The sequence below is a fragment of the Flexivirga lutea genome (assembly GCF_054778955.1).
Genome location: NZ_BAAGZB010000002.1, coordinates 605,631 through 623,878, shown reverse-complemented (window position 1 = coordinate 623,878; position 18,248 = coordinate 605,631). Strand labels below are relative to the sequence as shown.

Here is an 18,248-nt window from a genome sequence, read left to right as displayed (position 1 = left end):
CGGCCGTCACCGACGGCCCGCCGCGCCACCTACCGGCCGGTAAGAATGTCTAGGGTGGCAGGCATGCGCACACTTCTCGCTGCTCGCACCCGTCGGCCTGCCCGCTCCTATGCCGCCGCCCGGTGCCTGGTCACCGGCGGCTGCTCCGGTCTCGGTCAGGCCCTGGTTCGCCTGTTGGTGGCCGACGGTGCCCGCGTCCTGGTGGGCGACGTGCACCAGGACGCACCGGAGGGATCGCTGCCCGAGGGCGTCGACTATGTGCGGCTCGACGTCAGCCGCGACGAGGACTGGGACGCGGCCCGCGCCTTCGTGGAGTCCACCTACGGCGGGTTGGACCTGCTGGTCAACAATGCCGGCATCGCGGCCGGCGGCCGGATCGACGTCGCGGACATGGAGGAGTGGCGGCGCATCACCGACATCAACCTGCTCGGCGTCGCCCGCGGATGTCACACCTTCGTGCCGATGATGAAGCAGCAGGGCAGCGGACAGATCGTCAACACCGCGTCGCTCGCGGGGCTGGTCCACGCGCCGGCGATGGCGTCATACAACGCGGTCAAGGCGGGTGTGGTGGCGATCAGCGAGACGTTGCGGTCGGAGCTGGCACCGTGGGGCATCGGTGTGTCGGTCATCTGCCCGTCGTTCTTCCGCACCCATCTGGCCGAGTCGTTCCACGGCAAGGACGTGGACATGGAGGCCAGCGGCACCGACATGATCACCAAGGCGCCGCGGTCGGCGGACCAGGTGGCGGCGGTCGCCTTCGCCGGCATGAAGGCCGGCAAGCACATCATCCTGACCGACCGTGACGGTCACATCGCGTATGCCGCCAAGCGCTTCGCGCGACCGATCTACGATCGAGCGATGAACGCGGCCGGCCGGCAGGTCGGCACGGGCCGGCCGGCGACACCGAAGATCGTCGAGAAGCTCCAGGCGCTGGGCACCAGGAAGAAGTGAGGTCTGAGATGAGTTCGGTCGCCATCATCGGCGGGCACGGCAAGGTCGCGATGCTGCTGGCGCGGCAGCTGGTCGGCGAGGGCCACCAGGTGCGATCGCTGTTCCGCAACGAGGACCACGCACCCGAGGTCGCCTCGACCGGCGCGACGCCCCTCGTGGCCGACGTGGAGCAACTCGACGTCGCCGCGCTGGGCGACCTGCTCAAGGGCGTCGACACCGTGGTCTGGTCGGCGGGCGCCGGCGGCGGCAACCCGGCGCGCACCTATGCGGTCGACCGCGACGCCGCGATCCGCAGCATGAACGCCACGGCAGAGCTCGGCATCGAGCGCTACGTCATGGTTTCGTACTTCGGTGCCTCGCCGGATCACGGTGTCCCCGAGGATGACTCGTTCTTCGCGTATGCCGAGGCCAAGGCCGCGGCCGATGAATATCTGCGCGGCACGGGCCTGCGGTGGACCATAGCTGCGCCCAGCCGGCTCACCGACGACGAGCCGACCGGACGCATCGAGGTCGGGGGCCAGGACGCGCTGGCGGCCGGTGCCGTCTCACGGGCCGACGTCGCGGCCGTGGTGGCCGCCCTGATCCCGGCGGACAACACCATCGGGGCGATGGTGCGGTTCAACAACGGCGGCACGCCGATCGCCGACGCCGTCGCCGCGTTGTAGGTCCGCCGCGGCTCACACCTCGAAGTAGGCGCCGGCCTTGATGTCCTCCAGCAACGTCGGGCCGGTGGGGACCCACCCCAGCAGCGACTGGGTCAGCTCGGAGCTGGTGGCGCCGTCCGCGCCGACGAACCGGCCGAGGAAGCCGAAGTGCGCCGGCGCGTCGTCCGGATCGACCGACACGACCGGCAGTCCGAGTCCGGCGCCGATCGCTTCGGCGACGTCCTTCAGGGGCACGCCCACTTCCGCCGTGACGTGCAGCCGCGCCCCGGGTGCGGCGCCCTCCAGACCGAGCCGCACGAGCCGGGCGGCATCCGAGCGGTGCACCGCCGCCCATCGATTGGTGCCGTCGCCGACATACCCGGACACGCCGCGGTCGCGGGCGGTGGCGACCAGGTAGGCGATGAAGCCATGGTCTCCGGCGCCGTGCACCGTGGGCGCGAACCGGGCCGCCACGGCGCGCACGCCCTGGTCGACGAACTCGAAGGCCCGGTTCTCGGCGCCGCCGCGCAGGGAGTTCGGACCGACATGCGGGCTGGGGTCGTCCTCGGTGGCCGGCCGGCCGTGAACGAGGCCGGCCACCCCCGACGCGAAGACGAACGGCCGATCGCTGTCGACCAGTGCCTCACCGATCGTCTCCACGGCTGCGCGCTCGGCAGCGGCAGAAATCGCCGGATTCGCCCAATCATGTTTGTTGGCAAGGTGTATGACGCCGTCCGCTGCCTGCGCTCCGCGGCGCAGCGAGTCCAGGTCGTCCAGGTCGCCGCGCAGCACCGTCACGCCTTGTGCGTGCAGCGCGGCGGCGGAGGCGTCGGAGCGGGCCAGACCGGTCACCTCGTGGCCTGCCTGCAGCAGGTCATCGACGGTGGCCGAGCCGATCCAGCCGGAGGCTCCGGTGACGAATACGTGCATGGCTGAGTCCTTTCGGGAGGAGCACTTCACATCGACGTGATGTCACTAACTGACATCAACGACGGTACACCTTGATGTCAGGGACTGTCATCAGTACCATCCGGGTATGGCGCGATGGCAACCCGGAGCACGGGAACGACTGCAGGCGGTCGCCCTGCGGTTGTTCGCCGAGCACGGGTTCGAGCAGACGACCGTCGCCGAGATCGCCGGAGCGGCCGAACTCACCGAGCGGACGTTCTTCCGCCACTTCGCCGACAAGCGCGAGGTGCTCTTCGCCGGACAGGAGGACTTCCTGCAGTTGTTCACCGACCCCATCGAGGCGGCGCCCGCGGGCACCCCGGCCTATGAACTCGTCCGGCGTGCGCTGGAAGCGGCGGGTGAGTTCTTCCCGCTGGAGCGCCGGACGTTCGCCCGGACGCGTGCCGCGATCATCGGCAGTGAACCCGCGCTGCAGGAGCGTGAACTCGGCAAGCTGGCCAGCTTGAAGACGCGGCTCGGTGAGTTGATGCGAGATCGCGGGATCGGTGAACCGACGGCGACACTCGCCGCCGAAGCCGGTGTGACGATCTTTCATCTGGCGTTCCAGCAGTGGATCGCCGACGGCGAGGAGCGCAGCATGGCCGAGCTGGCGCGGGAGCGGCTCGACGCGATGGCGGCCCTGGTGTCGGTCTGAGTCAGGTCCGGGAGCCCGCGGCGCGCTGGCAAAGGGCGGCAGGTCCGCTGACCGTTCACGGGCGGCCCAGGTTGACGCCACAGCAGTGCCACAAGCAGCGGCGTCACGGTTCTCGCCATGGATTCGGTGACCGCACCACTGCGGAGCTCAGATCAGGCAGTCCGTAGCGGCGCATCCTCGGGTGCCGGTGCTGTCCTGGCCCCGGATCGGCTCTCCCGGATGTGGCGCGGACACGAGGAGGATCCGCCCTGGGCCCGTCCGTCGATGATCGCGCTGCTGGTCGCGACGGCGGTGCTGTACTTCTCGAACCTGACGGCGAGCGGGTGGGCGAACTCGTTCTATTCGGCTGCGGCCCAGGCTGGTTCGGTCGACTGGGAAGCCTTCTTCTTCGGCTCCTCGGATGCGGCCAACTCGATCACGGTGGACAAACCACCCGCCGCGCTGTGGGTGATGGCGCTCTCGATCAGGGTCTTCGGCCTCAACTCGTTCGCCATCCTGATGCCGGAAGTACTAATGGGCGTCGCGACGGTCGGCCTGGTCTATTCGATGGTGCGGCGACACTTCGGCCCGGCAGCCGGCCTTCTCTCCGGTGCCGTGCTCGCGCTGACTCCGGTGGCAGCGTTGATGTTCCGGTTCAACAATCCCGACGCCCTGCTCGTCCTGTTGATGACACTCGGTGCCTGGGCCACGTTGCGGGCGATCGAACAGGGCTCCGCCCGGTGGACGGCGCTGGCCGGGATGTTTCTCGGCTTCGGCTTCCTCACCAAGACGTTCCAGGTCTTCCTCGTCATACCGTTCTTCGCGATCGCGTATGTCGTCGCCGCGCGGACCGGCCGGACGCGTCGACTGCTCGGCCTTGGTGCCGGCCTGGTCGCGATGGTCGCCGCCGCGGGGTGGTGGGTGCTCATCGTGCAATTGACTCCGGCCGGTGCGCGGCCGTACATCGGTGGCAGCCAGACGAATTCGTTCTGGGATCTCACCTTCGGTTACAACGGTTTCGGCCGGTTGAGCGGCCAGGAGACCGGTTCGGTCGGTAGCGGAGGGCCGGGCGGTGCCGGCGGCGGCACGTGGGGCGTCCCGGGTCTCACCAGGATGTTCGGATCGGAGGTCGGCAGTCAGGTCTCGTGGCTGCTTCCCGCCGCGCTGGTCCTGCTCGGCGCCGGCATCGCTCTGCGGGGCAGGCGGCCGCGGACCGACGCACGCCGGGCGGCATACCTCGTCTGGGGCGGCTGGCTGCTGGTCACCGGCCTGACCTTCTCGTTCATGGCGGGCATCTTCCACCAGTACTACACGGTCGCTCTCGCACCGGCGATCGCCGCAGCGGTCGGCATGGGCGCGCAGGAAGCCTGGGAGCGCCGGCGTGATGCGGTCGGGTCGATCACCCTCGCGGCAGCGACGGCCGCGACTGCCACCTGGTCGTTCATCCTGCTCACCCGGGTGTCGGCCTACGGTGACTGGCTGCGGCTGTCGATCCTGGCGGTCGGTATGGCGTCCGCCGTCCTGCTGCTGGCGCTGAAGTGGTTGCCTCGCACGGTGATTCCCGTGGTGCTGGTCGCCGCGATCGCCGCCGGGTTGGCCGGGCCCGCGGCATACAGCTGGAGCACGGTGACCTCGGCACACACCGGATCGATCCCGACGGCGGGGCCCAGTGGCATTAGCGTCATGGGCGCGGGTCCCGGGGCGCCGCCCGGACGGGCCGCCGGCCCGGGACGGCCGCCGGGACAGGCTGCCGGCCCGGGCCCGAGCCGGCGTGGGGGTGCAGGCGGGGTGGGCGGACTGCTCGACGCGAACACCCCCGGCACTGCCATCGTCACCGCGCTGCAGGCGGATGCCGGCAAATACACCTGGGTCGCCGCGGCCATCGGCAGCAACAATGCCGCAGGCCTACAGCTGGCAACCGGGGAGCCGGTGATGCCGATCGGCGGTTTCAACGGCAGCGATCCGTCGCCCACGCTGGCGCAGTTCCGGAGCGACGTGGCGGCCGCGCGCATCCACTACTTCCTGGCCGGTGGCGTCGGCGGTGGCGGGCAGCAGGGCGGTTCCGATGTGGCGCAGCAGATCACCTCGTGGGTGGAGGCGCACTACACGGCAGTGACGCTCGGAGGATCGACCTTCTACGACCTCACCCAGCCGACCGGTTCGCCGTCCGCGAGCAAGTGAACACGAAGGTAGGCCGTGGAAATCCTCCAAGAACAGAGGAGTTCGCCAGACGTTCCGGCACGGACCCGGTCGTCGAAGCGCACCTGTCGGTGCTACGGGGGACGCTGGGTCGTGGTGGCATCGACGAATCAGCAGTGGTGACACAGGTTTCGGACGTCGGCGGCTGACGCGACGATCAGTCAAGTTCCGGCGGTTCTTCGGCGCCCTCGCGCTCGTCGCGGTCGGCCCACTCCAGCAACGTGTCGAGCCGGAACGCCTCGTCGTCGATGCCGGCCGTGAGGTCGCCGCGCTCGGCATACCGCTGCGGCACGGTGGCGATGGTGCAGTCCTGCGGCTCGATGTCGTCGAGCTCGTCCCAGCTGAACGGTGTCGAGACGGTGCCCGCCGCATTGCCGCGCACCGAGTAGGCGGCGGCGATGGTGTGATCGCGGGTGTTCTGGTTGTAGTCGACGAAGACCATGCTCGGGTCGCGGTCCTTGCGCCACCAGGTCGTCGTCACGTCCTCGGGCGCGCGGCGTTCGACCTCGCGGGCGAAGGCGAGCGCTGCCCGGCGGACGTCCTGGAAACCCCACTCGGGCTCGATGCGGACGTAGACGTGCAGGCCGGACCCGCCGGAGGTCTTCGGGTAGCCGGTGATGCCGAGTTCGTCGAGCAGTTCGTGCGCGACGTGCGCGGTGCGCCGCACCCGACCGAGGCCCGCTTCGGGCATCGGGTCCAGATCGATGCGCCATTCGTCGGGCCGCTCGACGTCGAAACGCCGCGAGTTCCACGGGTGGAACTCCACGGTCGACATCTGCACGGCCCAGATCACCGCACCGATCTCCGTCACGCACAGCTCGTCCGCCGTGCGATTCCAGCGCGGGAAGTGGATGTTGACGGTTTCCAACCAGTCCGGCGCCCCACGGGGCACCCGCTTCTGGTGCACCTTCTCACCGGTGACCCCTGTCGGGTAACGGTGCAGCATGGTGGGCCGGTCGCGCAGCGCCCGCACGATGCCGTCACCGACGGCCAGGTAGTAGTGCGCGAGATCCAGCTTCGTCTCCCCGCGCTCGGGGAAGTAGACGCGATCCGGGTGCGAGACACGAATCAGGTGCTCGCCGGCCTCGACCTCGGTCGCGGGTGTGCTGCCCTTGGCTGCCATGGGCCCAACGTAGTCGCCGGCGCCACTCTCCGCTGCGGCTCGCGACCGGGCGCGCGTCGCGTCCATGGCGTGCATTGGTCGCGACTTTCGCGGGCATCCGCGACACGGGCCGGCCGCACCGCGACGCAGCCCTCAACTCGCCGGCTCCAGCGCGGTCCGCTCACCCGTCCAGCGTCGCCGGATCCACCGGTCGTGGCTGGCGAGTATGACGGTGACCGGGCTGAGGTCGAGCGCCTCCTCGAGTTCGTCGACCAATGTCAGCGACAGGTGGTTGGTCGGTTCGTCGAGCAGCAACAGGTCCGGCTGCTGGGCGAGCAACAGCGCCAGTTCCACCCGGCGTTGCTGGCCCAGGCTCAGCTCACCGATCGGACGCCCGTGGTCGCGCGGATGCAGCAGCCCCAACGACGACAACGAGATCGACAGGTCGGCGAAGAGCGCACCCGCCGACATCGACCGGTCGGCCAGGCTGACGTCCTGCGTGAGCAGGCCGACCTGGCGGGCGTGGACATCGACCCGGCCGGAGTCCGGGACGCGCCGCCCGGCGATCACGTCCAGCAGCGTCGACTTCCCGGCGCCGTTCGCGCCCGTGACCAGCAGGTGGTCTCCCGGTGCCACGTCCAGCCGGTCGCACCGCAACCGGCCGGCCACTCGCACGTCACGCAGCGACACCGCTGCGATCGGCTCGCGGTCGAACGAGCCCGAGAACTGCATCACCGCAGGCGGTTTCGGGATCCGCTCACGCTCCAGCAACTCGATGCGCTGCTCGGCGTTGCGGCGTCGGCGGCTCACCGTCGCCTGGACACGCTGGCCCTTGAACCCGTAGATGAACTTGTCGTTGTCCCGCGGTCCGCGGTCGTGGGCGATGTCGGTGTTGGTCGTGCGCGCCGCCGCGCGCAATCCGTTGAGCTCCTCCTGCTGCGCCTCGAACTCCTCCTGCCAACGCTCGCGGGCAGCATGTTTGGCCGCCAGGTAGTCGGTGAAATTGCCCGAGAAGAGGCGGCCACCCCGACCATCGGTGCCGAAGTGCGACGGATCGAGATCGACGATCGCGGTGCACACGTGATCGAGGAAGACCCGGTCGTGCGAGGCGACCAGTGTGGCACCCGTCATCGAATTCAACTGTTGTTCCAGGAAATCCAGCGCTTGATCGTCGAGATGGTTCGTCGGTTCGTCGAGCAGCAAGACCTCGGGACGGCGGGTCAGCAGCGCCGCGAGGGCCAACCGGGAGCGTTCGCCGCCGGACATGGACGCGACCGTCCGCGTCGGCTCCAGTGCGCCGAGTCCCAGCCGGTGCGCCGCGACCTCGGCACGGCGGTCCGCGTCCCAGGCGTCGTGCAGGGTGGCCCAGTCCAGCAGTCGCGCGTAGTCGTCGGCGAGCTCGGGCTGGTGCTCTAATCGCGCCGCGAGGGACTCCAGGTGCTCGACGGCTTCGTGCAACGGCGCCAGGGCGTCATACAACACCTCGGAGAGGGTGGCCGAGGGGTCCAGCCCGCTGTCCTGACTGAAGTAGCCGCAGTCCTCCGGCCGGCGCACGGCACCGCCGTCGGCATCGCGCAATCCGGCGACGAGGTGCAGCAGCGTGGACTTGCCGGAGCCGTTCTCGCCGACCAGCCCGACGGTCGAGCCGGGTGCGACGGACAGGCTCACGCCGTCCAGGACGCGGCGGTCGGCATACGAGAAGACGAGATCGGTGATCTGCAATGACATGAAGCATCCGTTCCACGAGATGTGGGTGGGCTCGCCGGGCAGGTGCCGCCGCGGGCGCGAGCGATGACGGATTCAGCTCTTCATGGTCCGGACACTGTGACATGTGCGATCCGGTGTGCACAATTCATTAACGGTTCCCGAACCCCTGACCAACTGGTTACTCGTGGGTAAGCTGGGTTGCCCGGAGCCTCGGAGTCAGCAGCAAGGAGTCGTTCCCGTGAGCCCACAGACCCGTCAGCGCGTCAGCCTGCTCGATCTCGGCAAGGGCGCACTCGGCATCCTGCCGGACCTGCCGTTGCTCGCCCGCGAGGCGCCGGGCCTGTTGTTGCGCAAGCCGACCGCCAAGAACTCCCTGGGCCTGATCTTCCAGAAGAACGCCGCCCGGCACCCGGACCGCTCGTTCGTCAAGGGCGAGGACGGGAAGGGCGGCGTCCGCACCCTCACGTATGGCGAGGCCAACGCGTTGGTCAATCGTTACGCCCACGTGCTGCAGTCGCTCGGCGTCGCGCGCGGCGACGTGGTCGGGCTGATGGCGCACAACGGGATCGACAACCTGCTGGTGATGCTCGCGACGGTCAAGCTCGGGGCCATCGCCGGCCTGCTCAACCACCATCAGCGCTCCGACGTCCTCGCGCACAGCCTCGGCATCCTGGACGCCCGCGTCGTCGTCGTCGAGGACGACTGCGCCGACGCCTTCGCGACGGCAGGCGGTGCCGCCAGTGCCCAGAAGACGCTGACGTTCACCGAGTTGCATCAGGCGGCCGAGGCGCAGTCGGAGCAGGATCCGGCGGTCTGCGAGCAGATCGTCGCCCACGAGAAGGCGTTCTACATCTTCACCTCCGGCACCACCGGTATGCCGAAGGCGTCGGTGATGAGCCACTTCCGCTGGCTGAAGTCCTACAGCGGCCTGGGCGCACTCGGCGTGCGGCTGAAGCCGGCCGACACGATGTACTGCCCGTTGCCGCTCTACCACAACAACGCGGTCACGGTCGCGCTCGGCGCGGTGCTGGTCAGCGGGGCGGCGATGGCGATCCCGCCGAAGTTCTCGGCGAGCCACTTCTGGGACGACTGCATCCGGTATGACGCCACGGCGTTCGTCTACATCGGCGAGTTGTGCCGCTATCTGCTCGCCCAGCCGCAACGGCCGGTCGACCGCGAGCACGGCATACGCGTCATCGTCGGCAACGGACTGCGGCCCGACATCTGGCAGGAGTTCCAGGGGCGCTTCGGCATCGCCCGGATTGCCGAGTTCTACGGCGCGAGCGAGTGCAACATCGCCTTCATCAACGCCTACAACCTCGACCAGACCGCCGGCACCTGTCCGTTGCCCTACTCGGTCGTGGCCTACGACACCGAGACCGGTGCGGCCACCCGGGACGCCAAGGGCCGGCTGCACAAGGTGAAGAAGGGTGAGGTCGGGCTGCTGCTGGCGAAGGTGACCGGCCGGGCGCCGTTCGACGGTTACACCGACGAGGACGCCACCGAGGCGAAGCTGGTGCGGGGCGGGTTCAAGGACGGCGACATCTGGTTCAACACGGGCGACCTGGTCCGCCACCAGGGGCTGACCCACGTGGCGTTCGTGGACCGGCTGGGCGACACCTTCCGGTGGAAGGGCGAGAACGTCGCGACTACCGAGGTGGAGGGCGCCATCGACGAACTCGCCGAGGTCGACGACGTCACCGTCTACGGCGTGCAGGTGCCCGGCACAGACGGCAAGGCAGGTATGGCGGCCGTCGTCCTCCACGACGGAGCGGAGTTGGACGGGCGCGCCTGGGCCGCCCGGCTGGCCGGCTCCTTGCCGTCATACGCGGTGCCGCTCTTCATCCGGATCACGGATTCGCTGGAGCACACCTCGACGTTCAAGAGCCGCAAGGTCGAGCTGCGCAACCAGGGGTTCACCGAGGCCGGCGACGACTCCGTCCTGGTGCTGACCGACGCTGCGGGCGGCTATGTGCCGATGTACGACGGCTATGTCGACGACGTCGTGTCAGGCAGGTACCCGCGCGTCTGACCGTCGCGCCCCTGACCGAGGCGCCCCCGACCGACGCGCCGCTTCGCCGACAGGACACGAAACGCACCGACAGGACACGATATCGGGCGTGATCGGGCCCGGTTTTCGTGTCCTGTCAGTGCGTAATGTGTCCGCTCGGTATTCAGCGGGCGGTGACGAGTTTGGCCTCGGGCAGATGGCCGATCTCGTTGTAGGTCAGCAGCTGCGGGAGGCCGTCCTTGTCGAGTTGCAGCCGGGTGACGCCGGTGTTGTAGCCGGCCATCGAGGTGGCGCGCCAGATGCTCTCGATCGCCAGGTCGTTGGTGTCGGGGCGTTCCGGGTCGCGCACGTCGCGGTCCCAGGGTTCGCGCACGAGCAGCCGCGCGATGATCCAGGAGATCAGGCCGACGCTGGAGACCACCAGGGTGCACTCGGCGTCGCCGTCGAGCAGCGACGACATCGCGGTGCGCACCCGGGTGTCGAAGGCGGCGAAGCTCTCGGTGTAGTCCTCGTCGTGCTCGCCGCCGGCCCAGCGGGCGATCGCCTGGGTGAACATGTCCTCGAAGGCGGCCCGCGGGCGCAGGGTGCGGACCATGTCGGCCTTGAGCACCAGCATGTTCTTGTATGCCGGCTTGAACGCGTTGATGACCTCCACGTGGTCCAGCTCGTTCCAGGCCGCGTCCACGTCGGTCGGCGTGACCCACCCGGCGGCGACGCAGATGCCCGCGGCGGTCTGGCGTTGCCGGTTGAGGCTGCCGCTGACGATGCGGTCGGGCCGGACCTCCCGGGTGCTGAAGAACTGCCCGAGCAGCCGCGCCTGGGTGCGGCCGACGTCGCTGAGCTGGTCGTAGTCGCTCTTGCCGAACGAGGCTTGGCCGTGCCGCACCAGCAGGATCGAACGAGGCATGGCATCAACCTAGCCGGGGCCCCCGCGAAGTGTCGGCGGGGGAGCGCAGCGGCCGTCGGGCTGTTTGGGTATGCCGGGCGGGGGTAGCGACAGGTACCGGCTGCACGCGTCCAGCGACCGACAGCGCACCCGATCAGGAATCGAGATGATGACCATGCGATTCAATCCATTGCACAAGAACGACGACGATGTCGCCGACCGGGAGCGGTCGGCGGACGACGTACGCGATCCGGCAGTGCGCGATGACGCACGCGGTGACGCACCGGAGGACCGGCGCGCGGTCCGGGACGCCGGTGACGCGGAGGCGGTCCGGCCGGTGGCATCCGACGTCGTCGTCGAGAAACGCCGGATCGCCCCGCGTGCACCGCAGTTCGGCAGCGGATTGTGCGGGTTCCTCGCCGCGGTCGGCAGTTACGTCGTCATCGCGTCCGTCGTGCACGCCGTGGTGGCCCGGGCCGGCTCCGGCCACACCATCGCGAAGGCCCTGGACGGCGCTCGCGCCGGCCAGCCGGCGTCGGTCACCTGGAGCGGCGCCATCGCCCTGCTGATCCTGGCCTTCCTGGTGTGCCTCATCGGCGGCTACGTCTGCGGCACGATGGCGCGCAAGCACGGAGCGCTGGAGGGGCTGTCGGTGTGGTTCTGGGCAGCGATCGCCGCCGTGGTGGCGTCATTGATCGTCGAGGCGTCCAGCACGAAGTATGCGGTGCTCTACCAGTTCGACCTGTTCCCGCGGATCCACGTCGGGTCCTGGCACGGCAGTTCAGCCGCCATCATCACCGCGATCGTGCTGGCGGCGGCCGGGTTGATCGGTGCAGTCGTGGGCGCCGTGATCGGCGCGGCAGCTCACCGCCGGGTACGGGTCGAGGCGACCGCGTCCCGGTCGCGCTGGTAGGTCCGCCGGGCGATGGTGATCAGCACGATCCCTTCGCCGACCAGGGCCAGCAAGGTGAGCGCGAACGCGTCACGCAACCCGTGGTGCCCGGCGAACACCGAACCGGCCAGGAAGCCGAAGAGCAGTGGGCTGCCGCCTTCGGCAGCGTCACGCAGCAGCGTGCGCACGGCCTCGGCCCGCCCCCAGGTGTTCGCCCGCACGATGTCGAGCCGCGCCGCGTCCAACGGGGCGGTCGAGGCACCGATGCCGGCGCCACCCACGAGCAGCAAGGGCATGGCGAGCCAGAGGTGGTGCGTCAGGATGCCCGGCAGGAACGCCGCGGTCGCGACGAACACACTGCACGCAGGCACGACGATGCGGGCCGTCGGATGGCCGTTGCGCAGCAGCCGGTCGGCGAAACGCCCGCCCAGCACGAGGCCGATCACCGCGGCCACCCCGATGAACAGCCCGACCAGAACCGCGACGGGTTGCGCCAGTGAGTACTGCTCTTCGGCGAATTGCACTGCGAAACCACGCACTCCGGCGAAGAAGAGATATCCCAGCGCCGATGCCACGATCAGCACGACGTTCGTCCGTATGCTCAGCACATACCGGACCGCCTGCCACAGCGACAAAGGGCCGCCGGGATCGCCGGACACCGTGGGCTCCGCCTGCGCGCCGCGGTTCGGCTCGGGCAGCCGGTGCAGCAGCCAGCACACCACGATGGTGGGAACCGCGAGGGACACCAACGGGATCCGCCAGTTGATGGTGGCCAGTTCGCCGGCGACCACCAGGCCGAAACCCGCACCGATCAGTTCGCCGCACAGCACGTAGCCGTAGATCCGGGCGCGGTGTCTGGCCGGCACGTAGTCGCCCATCAGCGAGGCGATGGCCGGCCCCGCGGTGGCGGCGACGCCACCGAGTCCGAGGCGCGCGGCCAGCAGCCACCGGTAACCGGGTGCTGCGGCCGATGCGGTCATTGCAACGCCCCAACAGGCAACACTCCAGGTGAGCAACCGCGTGCGATTGAAGCGGTCCACCAGCACACCGGCCGGCACCGACATGACCGCACCGACGATGATCCCGACGCTCAGCAGGAGGCCGATCTGGGTGACGGTGATGCCGAGCCCGGACTCCAGGGCGGTCGCGTCCGACCCGATGGCCGAGCCGTCGGCGGCCTGCAGAGCCAGCACTGCGGCGAGGGTGAGGACGACGTGCACCGGCCGGGCCCCGTCGACGTCCTGGCGGATCCCTCGCAGGCGTGCCTCCAGACTCGCGCGCACCCTGGCGCGGCTACCCGCTGTGCCCGGCAGCCAAACCGTCCCGCGCCGCCGAGGCCGCACCGGAGCCGGTTGCTGCTTGCGCCGCCGGCTGCGCACCGGCGCCCGCGACGAGAATGGCCGCGCTGCCCAGGACAGCGCGGCCGGCACGCCGCAGGAAACCGGACGAATCGTCGTGGTGCAGCAACGTGCTCGTGGTGCTCATGCCGACCACTCAACCGGCCGCCGGTGTGGCCCCGCTGTGCGAGCCGTATGGCGGTCCGGTGAGGGCCGGCAGTCGCCGGATCAGGCGGTGCGCGGGACCGGCTTCGGCAGCGCCATACGAGCCCGGCGCCGCTTCTCCTTGTTAGGGGAGTAGACCGCCTTGATGGTCTCCCATCGGTCTTCGTCCGGGAGCGCCAGCTGGCAGATCTTCTTCCAGGTCTGGAAGAGCTGCTTGGGCAGCGGGCCGGTGGTGTAGGGCAGGCCGTACTTGCGGCATACGGCGCGCAGCTTGGGCGCGACCTCGATGTAGCGGTTGGACGGCAGGTCCGGGAAGCAGTGGTGCTCGATCTGGTGCGACAGGTTGCCGGTCAGGATGTGGAAGAGCTTGGAGCCGGACAGGTTGGCCGACCCGAGCATCTGGCGGATGTACCAGTCACCGCGGGTCTCGCCCTCGATCATCTCCTCGGTGAAGACGTCCACCCCGTCCGGGAAGTGGCCGCAGAAGATCACCGCGTGCGCCCACACGTTGCGGACCACGTTGGCGGTGACGGTGCCGGCCAGGCCGCGCTTGAAGGAGTTGCCGGCCAGCAGCCCGGCCGCCGGCGTCGCGAGGTAGTCCTTGGCGACCTGGCGGATCGCCTTCTTCTTCAGGGCCGCGAGGTCGGAGTTGAACTCCTCCTTGGTCTTCAGACCGGCCGAGACCATGTCCCACTCGAGGTCGTAGGACGCGATGCCCCACTCGAACAACGGCGCGAGGGCGGCGTTGACGACCGGGTTGAAGATGTCCCGCGGCTGCCACGGCTGGTCGTCGCTGACCCGCAGGATGTTGTAGCCGACGTCACGGTCCTTGCCCAGCACGTTGGTCCAGGTGTGGTGGATGTCGTTGTGCGTGTGCTGCCAGCCCCGGGCCGGGGCCACGAAGTCCCACTCCCAGGTGGTGGAGTGGATGTCGGGGTCGCGCATCCAGTCCCACTGGCCGTGCAGCACGTTGTGCCCGATCTCCATGTTCTCCAGCACCTTGCACAGCGCGATGGCGCCGGTGCCGAGCGTCCAGCCGAGCTTGCTCTTGCTGAAGGCCAGCGCGATGCGGCCACCGGCGTCCAGGCCGCGGGCGATCCGGATCACCCGGCGGATGTATGCCGCGTCCGAAGCGCCACGCTGGGCGATCACCTCGTCGCGGATCGCGTCCAGCTCGACTCCGAGCTGGTGCACCTGCTCGTCGGTCAGGTGCGCGGCATCGTCCGGCCTGACCAGGGGTGCGCCGGTGGTCGGCAGGACGCCGGTGCGCTTCTTGACCGCGGTGGGGGTCGCGGTGGTCTCGTTGGTCAGTTCAGGAGTGAGCGTCACGATCTTGGGGTCCTTGATCAGATGTCGAGGTGGCAGGTCCCGGCGGCAGCCGAGATGCAGGTCTGGATGAGGTCGCCTTCGGTGTCGTTGATCTCGCCGGTGCGCAGGTCACGCACGCGGCCGGACAGGAGCGGGGTCAGGCAGGTGCGGCAGATGCCCATGCGGCAACCACTGGGCATCAGCACGCCGGCCTCCTCGCCGACCTCGAGCAAAGGGGTGCTCGCATCGGCCTGGACCTCGCGGTCGGACTTCTCGAAGATCACCGTGCCACCGTCGCCGCTGACGTCGGTGAGCTTCGCGGTCTCGAAGCGTTCAACGGTCAAGGTCTCCGGAAGGTTCGCGTCCCGCCACAGTCGTTCGGCGTCGTCGAGCATCGCGGCCGGTCCGCAGACGTAGGTCTTGCGGCTGCGCCAGTCGGGGCACAGGGCGTCGAGGTCGGCGACGGATCCGAGGTCGATCCGTCCCTCGGCGCTGGTGTAGCGGTGCACGACGTGAAAGCCGGGGTGCCGCTCGGCCAGCTCGGCGAGTTCGTCACCGAACAGGGCGGATTCGGCGTCCCGTGCGGAGTGGATCAGCACCACGTCGGCGTCCGAACGCTTGGGCAGCAAGGTGCGGATCATCGACATCACCGGGGTGATGCCGCTGCCGCCGGTGAGCATCAACAGCGGACGCGGACCGGTCGGCAGCAGGAACTCGCCCTGCGGCGGTGCCAGGAAGAAGATGTCACCGACACGGGTCTCGTGCGCCAGGTGCGCCGACACCTTGCCGCACGCGGTGACGGTGATCTCCGGGTCGCCACCCGCCGGCGCGGACAGCGAATAGGACCGCCACTGCCGGACACCGTCGATCTCCACGCCGATGCGGGCCCATTGGCCGGCGTCGTGCGGTGACCAGCCATCACCGGGCCGGAAGGCGATCGTCGTGGAGTGCGCGGTCTCGGGCCGGACCGCGGTGACCACGCCGCGCAGCTGGCGGGCGGAGGACAGTGGATTGATCAACGCGAGGAAGTCGTGCGGCGGCGCAGGATGCGTGAACACGGAGGCAGCGCGCATCGCGACCGACTTCAAACCCATGCCTTCCACTGTAATTGGCTCGCCGCGCTGATTCATCCGCCTCCGGCCTACAATGGGCAGCGTCGATTTATCGCGGCACCACAAAAATCGTCCGGAGGGGCCGGTATGACGAGCGCGGCACGTCCAGCTGGGAGTGCGCTGATCGGCGCCGAGATGCCGTGGGCGGCGCTGCCGCGCGATGTCAGCGAGTTGCTGAAGGGGTCCCTGCCGGATCTGGTGGAGGAGATCGTCTCGCGCATCCCGCAGGAGGTGCCCGAATACTCCCGTCCGCTGGAGGGCGATTTCGGCACCGCGGTCCGCCAGGGCGTGGAGATCGCGCTGGGCAGATTGTTCATCGACCTGCCCGGGCGTGACGAGCCCGCGTTGATGCCCGCCACCCGCTCGGTCTACCGGCAGATCGGGGTGGGGGAGGCGCGCACCGGGCGTTCGCTGGAGGCGCTGCTGTCGGCATACCGGCTGGGCGCGCGCGTGACGTTCCGCGCGGTGTCCGCGATCGCCGACCGGGTCGGTCTGGAGCCGCGGCTGATGCTGCCACTGGGCGAATCGATCTTCGTCTACATCGACGAGATCTCCGCCGCCAGCATCGAGGGGTTCACCGAGGAGCAGTCGCGCCAGCTCGGTGAGCGCGACCGGCGCCGCGAGTCGCTGCTGCGCCGGCTGCTCGCCGGCAAGCTGCCCGAGGTCGAGGCGCGGCGGCTGGCCGGTCGGGCCGGCTGGACCATCCCGGCCCGGCTGGTCGCGCTGATCGTGCCCAGCGAGCACGGGGAGGGGCTGCGGGCCGCGCTGGGCGACGACGCGCTGATCAGCGGCCGCACCGGCGAGGTCGTCATCCTCCTGCGGGCACCGGAGACGGCTGCCGACCGAGAGGCGCTGACCGCGATGCTGCGCGGCCGCCCGGCGTGGGTGGGCCCGGCGCGCACCTGGGAGCGCGCCGAGGAGTCCTACCGGGCGGCGACCGTGGCCGCGACCATCCCCGCGCTGGCACAGGACGATGCGGGCGTGCGCTGGGTGGACGACCACCTGACGGCCATCGCCCTGCAGGCCGATCCACTGGTGATGGCCGACCTCGCCGCGCGATGCCTGGAGCCGATGGCACAGTTGCGGCCCGGGCAGCGCGAACGCCTGGCCGAGACACTGCTCGTCTGGCTCAAGCATCGCGGCGAGCGCGGCCGGATCGCCGAGGAACTGCACGTGCATCCACAGACGGTCGGCTACCGGCTCAGCCAGTTGCGCGACGTCTTCGCCGACGACCTGGACGACCCCGACCGGCGGTTCGAGCTGGAGTTGGTGCTGCGCGCCGGTCATCGCCCCGAGGAGCGATGACCCCGCGTGCCACGAGTGACATGGCGGTGACCGGACCAACCTCCCGTCTCGTAAGTTGGCCACCGTGACGACTGCGAAGCGACCGGGCCACCCCGATGAGCGATATGTCGACCTCGACGGGGTGCGGGTCCACTACGTGACCGAGCACGGCCCGGCGGACGGGCCCCGCTTCGTCCTCGTCCACGGTCTCGGCGGCTCCTGGGCCAACTGGGCCGACGTGATGCCGCTGCTGGCGCAGCGCGGCCGGGTGGTGGCGCTCGACCTGGGCGGGCACGGGCTGACCCAGGCGACGCCGGCGCAGTCGACGGTGCCGGCCAACCTGACGCTGCTGCAACGCTTCGTGCACAGCACCAGTCCCGATCGCCCGGTCGTGGTGATCGGCAACTCGATGGGCGGGTTGCTCGCCGCACAACTGGCGGCGCTGGACACGCGCGCGGTCGCCGGTGCGGTGCTGATCGATCCCGCCATACCGCCGACACCTTCGGCTCGACCACACCCGATGGTCGTGGCCGGGTTCGGCATCAGCTCGCTGCCGTTCGTCGGGCCCCGGGTGCTGGCCGGGCAGAGCAAACGCGTCGCGTTGGAGGAGCAGGTGGACTTCACCATGCGGTTGGTCACCAGCAACTTCGACCGGATCAGCCCCGAGCTGCGCCGGCTGCACCTCGACGACACTCTCGAGCGTCGGCAGACCATCCAGAACGCCGACGCCCAATACCTCGCGGCGACCAAATCCGTGCTGTGGCAACTGTTCCGGCGCGGCCGGTTCACCCGGACCATGTACCGGATCCTGCAGCCGGTGCTGCTCCTGCACGGCGCCCAGGACCGGCTGGTGCACGTCAAGACCGCACGGGCACTGGCCGCCGCGCACCCGCAGTGGACGTATGTCGAGGGCGCCGACAAGGGCCACACGCCCATGCTGGACTACCCCGAGTGGGTGGCCGAGGAGGTGCTCGACTGGGTCGACGCGCACCCGACGACGGGCCTGCATGGAGCCGTGTCCGCCGGGGCGTGACGGGTGTCACGCGATTTGGCGAGTCGACGGCGCCC

16 protein-coding genes are annotated in these 18,248 nt (G+C 69.7%); 8 read left to right on the top strand and 8 right to left on the bottom strand.

Annotated elements, in window-relative coordinates; genetic code table 11:
- Nucleotides 1-63 precede the first annotated feature (63 nt).
- Both ACYVBN_RS09335 and ACYVBN_RS09330 read left to right on the top strand, forming a co-directional pair.
- Nucleotides 64-951 carry an SDR family NAD(P)-dependent oxidoreductase gene (locus ACYVBN_RS09335; RefSeq protein WP_460600262.1) on the top strand — a complete coding sequence of 296 codons (888 nt, stop codon included), beginning with the start codon at nt 64-66 and terminating at the stop codon, nt 949-951.
- A gap of 8 nt (nt 952-959) precedes the next feature.
- The gene (locus ACYVBN_RS09330; RefSeq protein WP_460600261.1) at nt 960-1,616 is read left to right on the top strand and encodes an NAD(P)-dependent oxidoreductase; all 657 of its coding nucleotides are present in this window, start codon (nt 960-962) and stop codon (nt 1,614-1,616) included.
- 12 nt (nt 1,617-1,628) lie between these two features.
- On the opposite strand, the gene ACYVBN_RS09325 is transcribed toward ACYVBN_RS09330, so the two are convergent.
- Nucleotides 1,629-2,525 carry an SDR family oxidoreductase gene (locus ACYVBN_RS09325; protein WP_460600260.1) on the bottom strand — a complete coding sequence of 299 codons (897 nt, stop codon included), beginning with the start codon at nt 2,523-2,525 and terminating at the stop codon, nt 1,629-1,631.
- A 106-nt stretch (nt 2,526-2,631) separates the two neighbouring features.
- On the opposite strand from ACYVBN_RS09325, the gene ACYVBN_RS09320 reads away from it, so the two are divergent.
- Nucleotides 2,632-3,198, top strand: a complete 567-nt coding sequence (locus ACYVBN_RS09320; RefSeq protein WP_460600259.1) for a TetR/AcrR family transcriptional regulator — start codon at nt 2,632-2,634, stop codon at nt 3,196-3,198.
- A 219-nt stretch (nt 3,199-3,417) separates the two neighbouring features.
- Nucleotides 3,418-5,358: an ArnT family glycosyltransferase gene (locus tag ACYVBN_RS09315; RefSeq protein ID WP_460600258.1), complete on the top strand. Its 1,941-nt coding sequence runs from the start codon at nt 3,418-3,420 to the stop codon at nt 5,356-5,358.
- A gap of 175 nt (nt 5,359-5,533) precedes the next feature.
- Here the strand turns inward: ACYVBN_RS09315 and ligD are convergent, their stop codons facing one another.
- On the bottom strand, nt 5,534-6,499 hold the full coding sequence (gene ligD, locus ACYVBN_RS09310; protein WP_460600257.1) for a non-homologous end-joining DNA ligase: 966 nt from the start codon (nt 6,497-6,499) through the stop codon (nt 5,534-5,536).
- 132 nt (nt 6,500-6,631) lie between these two features.
- Entirely contained in the window at nt 6,632-8,206 is a 1,575-nt protein-coding gene (locus ACYVBN_RS09305) for an ABC-F family ATP-binding cassette domain-containing protein (protein WP_460600256.1), read from the bottom strand.
- A gap of 217 nt (nt 8,207-8,423) precedes the next feature.
- Between ACYVBN_RS09305 and ACYVBN_RS09300 the strand changes: the two genes are divergently transcribed.
- Entirely contained in the window at nt 8,424-10,217 is a 1,794-nt protein-coding gene (locus ACYVBN_RS09300) for a long-chain-acyl-CoA synthetase (protein ID WP_460600255.1), read from the top strand.
- A 142-nt stretch (nt 10,218-10,359) separates the two neighbouring features.
- Here the strand turns inward: ACYVBN_RS09300 and ACYVBN_RS09295 are convergent, their stop codons facing one another.
- Nucleotides 10,360-11,103, bottom strand: coding sequence for a histidine phosphatase family protein (locus ACYVBN_RS09295; protein ID WP_460600254.1), 744 nt, complete (start codon nt 11,101-11,103; stop codon nt 10,360-10,362).
- A 145-nt stretch (nt 11,104-11,248) separates the two neighbouring features.
- On the opposite strand from ACYVBN_RS09295, the gene ACYVBN_RS09290 reads away from it, so the two are divergent.
- Nucleotides 11,249-11,995 carry a hypothetical protein gene (locus ACYVBN_RS09290; RefSeq protein WP_460600253.1) on the top strand — a complete coding sequence of 249 codons (747 nt, stop codon included), beginning with the start codon at nt 11,249-11,251 and terminating at the stop codon, nt 11,993-11,995.
- Here ACYVBN_RS09290 and ACYVBN_RS09285 read toward each other — a convergent pair.
- The 4 genes from ACYVBN_RS09285 to ACYVBN_RS09270 form a co-directional block, all read right to left on the bottom strand.
- Complete coding sequence (locus tag ACYVBN_RS09285) at nt 11,947-13,257, bottom strand: MFS transporter (RefSeq protein WP_460600252.1); 1,311 nt, start codon at nt 13,255-13,257, stop codon at nt 11,947-11,949. The genes ACYVBN_RS09290 and ACYVBN_RS09285 overlap by 49 nt on opposite strands.
- Nucleotides 13,258-13,267: 10 nt before the next feature.
- Entirely contained in the window at nt 13,268-13,459 is a 192-nt protein-coding gene (locus tag ACYVBN_RS09280; RefSeq protein WP_460600251.1) for a hypothetical protein, read from the bottom strand.
- 80 nt (nt 13,460-13,539) lie between these two features.
- Complete coding sequence (locus tag ACYVBN_RS09275; protein WP_460600840.1) at nt 13,540-14,808, bottom strand: fatty acid desaturase family protein; 1,269 nt, start codon at nt 14,806-14,808, stop codon at nt 13,540-13,542.
- Between the two features lie 14 nt (nt 14,809-14,822).
- Entirely contained in the window at nt 14,823-15,878 is a 1,056-nt protein-coding gene (locus ACYVBN_RS09270; protein ID WP_440280992.1) for a ferredoxin reductase, read from the bottom strand.
- Nucleotides 15,879-15,983: 105 nt separating this feature from the next.
- On the opposite strand from ACYVBN_RS09270, the gene ACYVBN_RS09265 reads away from it, so the two are divergent.
- Together ACYVBN_RS09265 and ACYVBN_RS09260 are read left to right on the top strand one after the other, a co-directional pair.
- Nucleotides 15,984-17,201: a PucR family transcriptional regulator gene (locus ACYVBN_RS09265; RefSeq protein ID WP_460600250.1), complete on the top strand. Its 1,218-nt coding sequence runs from the start codon at nt 15,984-15,986 to the stop codon at nt 17,199-17,201.
- Between the two features lie 64 nt (nt 17,202-17,265).
- Complete coding sequence (locus tag ACYVBN_RS09260) at nt 17,266-18,213, top strand: alpha/beta fold hydrolase (protein ID WP_460600249.1); 948 nt, start codon at nt 17,266-17,268, stop codon at nt 18,211-18,213.
- The last annotated feature ends 35 nt before the right edge of the window (nt 18,214-18,248 follow it).

Bases quoted from the DNA above. Each gene is read 5' to 3' on its own strand.
- ACYVBN_RS09270 (WP_440280992.1), bottom strand. From the start codon at position 15,878: ATGGGTTTGAAGTCGGTCGCGATGCGCGCTGCCTCCGTGTTCACGCAT.
- ACYVBN_RS09295 (WP_460600254.1), bottom strand. From the start codon at position 11,103: ATGCCTCGTTCGATCCTGCTGGTGCGGCACGGCCAAGCCTCGTTCGGC.
- ACYVBN_RS09320 (WP_460600259.1), top strand. From the start codon at position 2,632: ATGGCGCGATGGCAACCCGGAGCACGGGAACGACTGCAGGCGGTCGCC.
- ACYVBN_RS09305 (WP_460600256.1), bottom strand. From the start codon at position 8,206: ATGTCATTGCAGATCACCGATCTCGTCTTCTCGTATGCCGACCGCCGC.
- ACYVBN_RS09325 (WP_460600260.1), bottom strand. From the start codon at position 2,525: ATGCACGTATTCGTCACCGGAGCCTCCGGCTGGATCGGCTCGGCCACC.
- ACYVBN_RS09335 (WP_460600262.1), top strand. From the start codon at position 64: ATGCGCACACTTCTCGCTGCTCGCACCCGTCGGCCTGCCCGCTCCTAT.
- ACYVBN_RS09315 (WP_460600258.1), top strand. From the start codon at position 3,418: ATGTGGCGCGGACACGAGGAGGATCCGCCCTGGGCCCGTCCGTCGATG.
- ACYVBN_RS09330 (WP_460600261.1), top strand. From the start codon at position 960: ATGAGTTCGGTCGCCATCATCGGCGGGCACGGCAAGGTCGCGATGCTG.
- ACYVBN_RS09290 (WP_460600253.1), top strand. From the start codon at position 11,249: ATGATGACCATGCGATTCAATCCATTGCACAAGAACGACGACGATGTC.
- ligD (WP_460600257.1), bottom strand. From the start codon at position 6,499: ATGGCAGCCAAGGGCAGCACACCCGCGACCGAGGTCGAGGCCGGCGAG.
- ACYVBN_RS09265 (WP_460600250.1), top strand. From the start codon at position 15,984: ATGACGAGCGCGGCACGTCCAGCTGGGAGTGCGCTGATCGGCGCCGAG.
- ACYVBN_RS09280 (WP_460600251.1), bottom strand. From the start codon at position 13,459: ATGAGCACCACGAGCACGTTGCTGCACCACGACGATTCGTCCGGTTTC.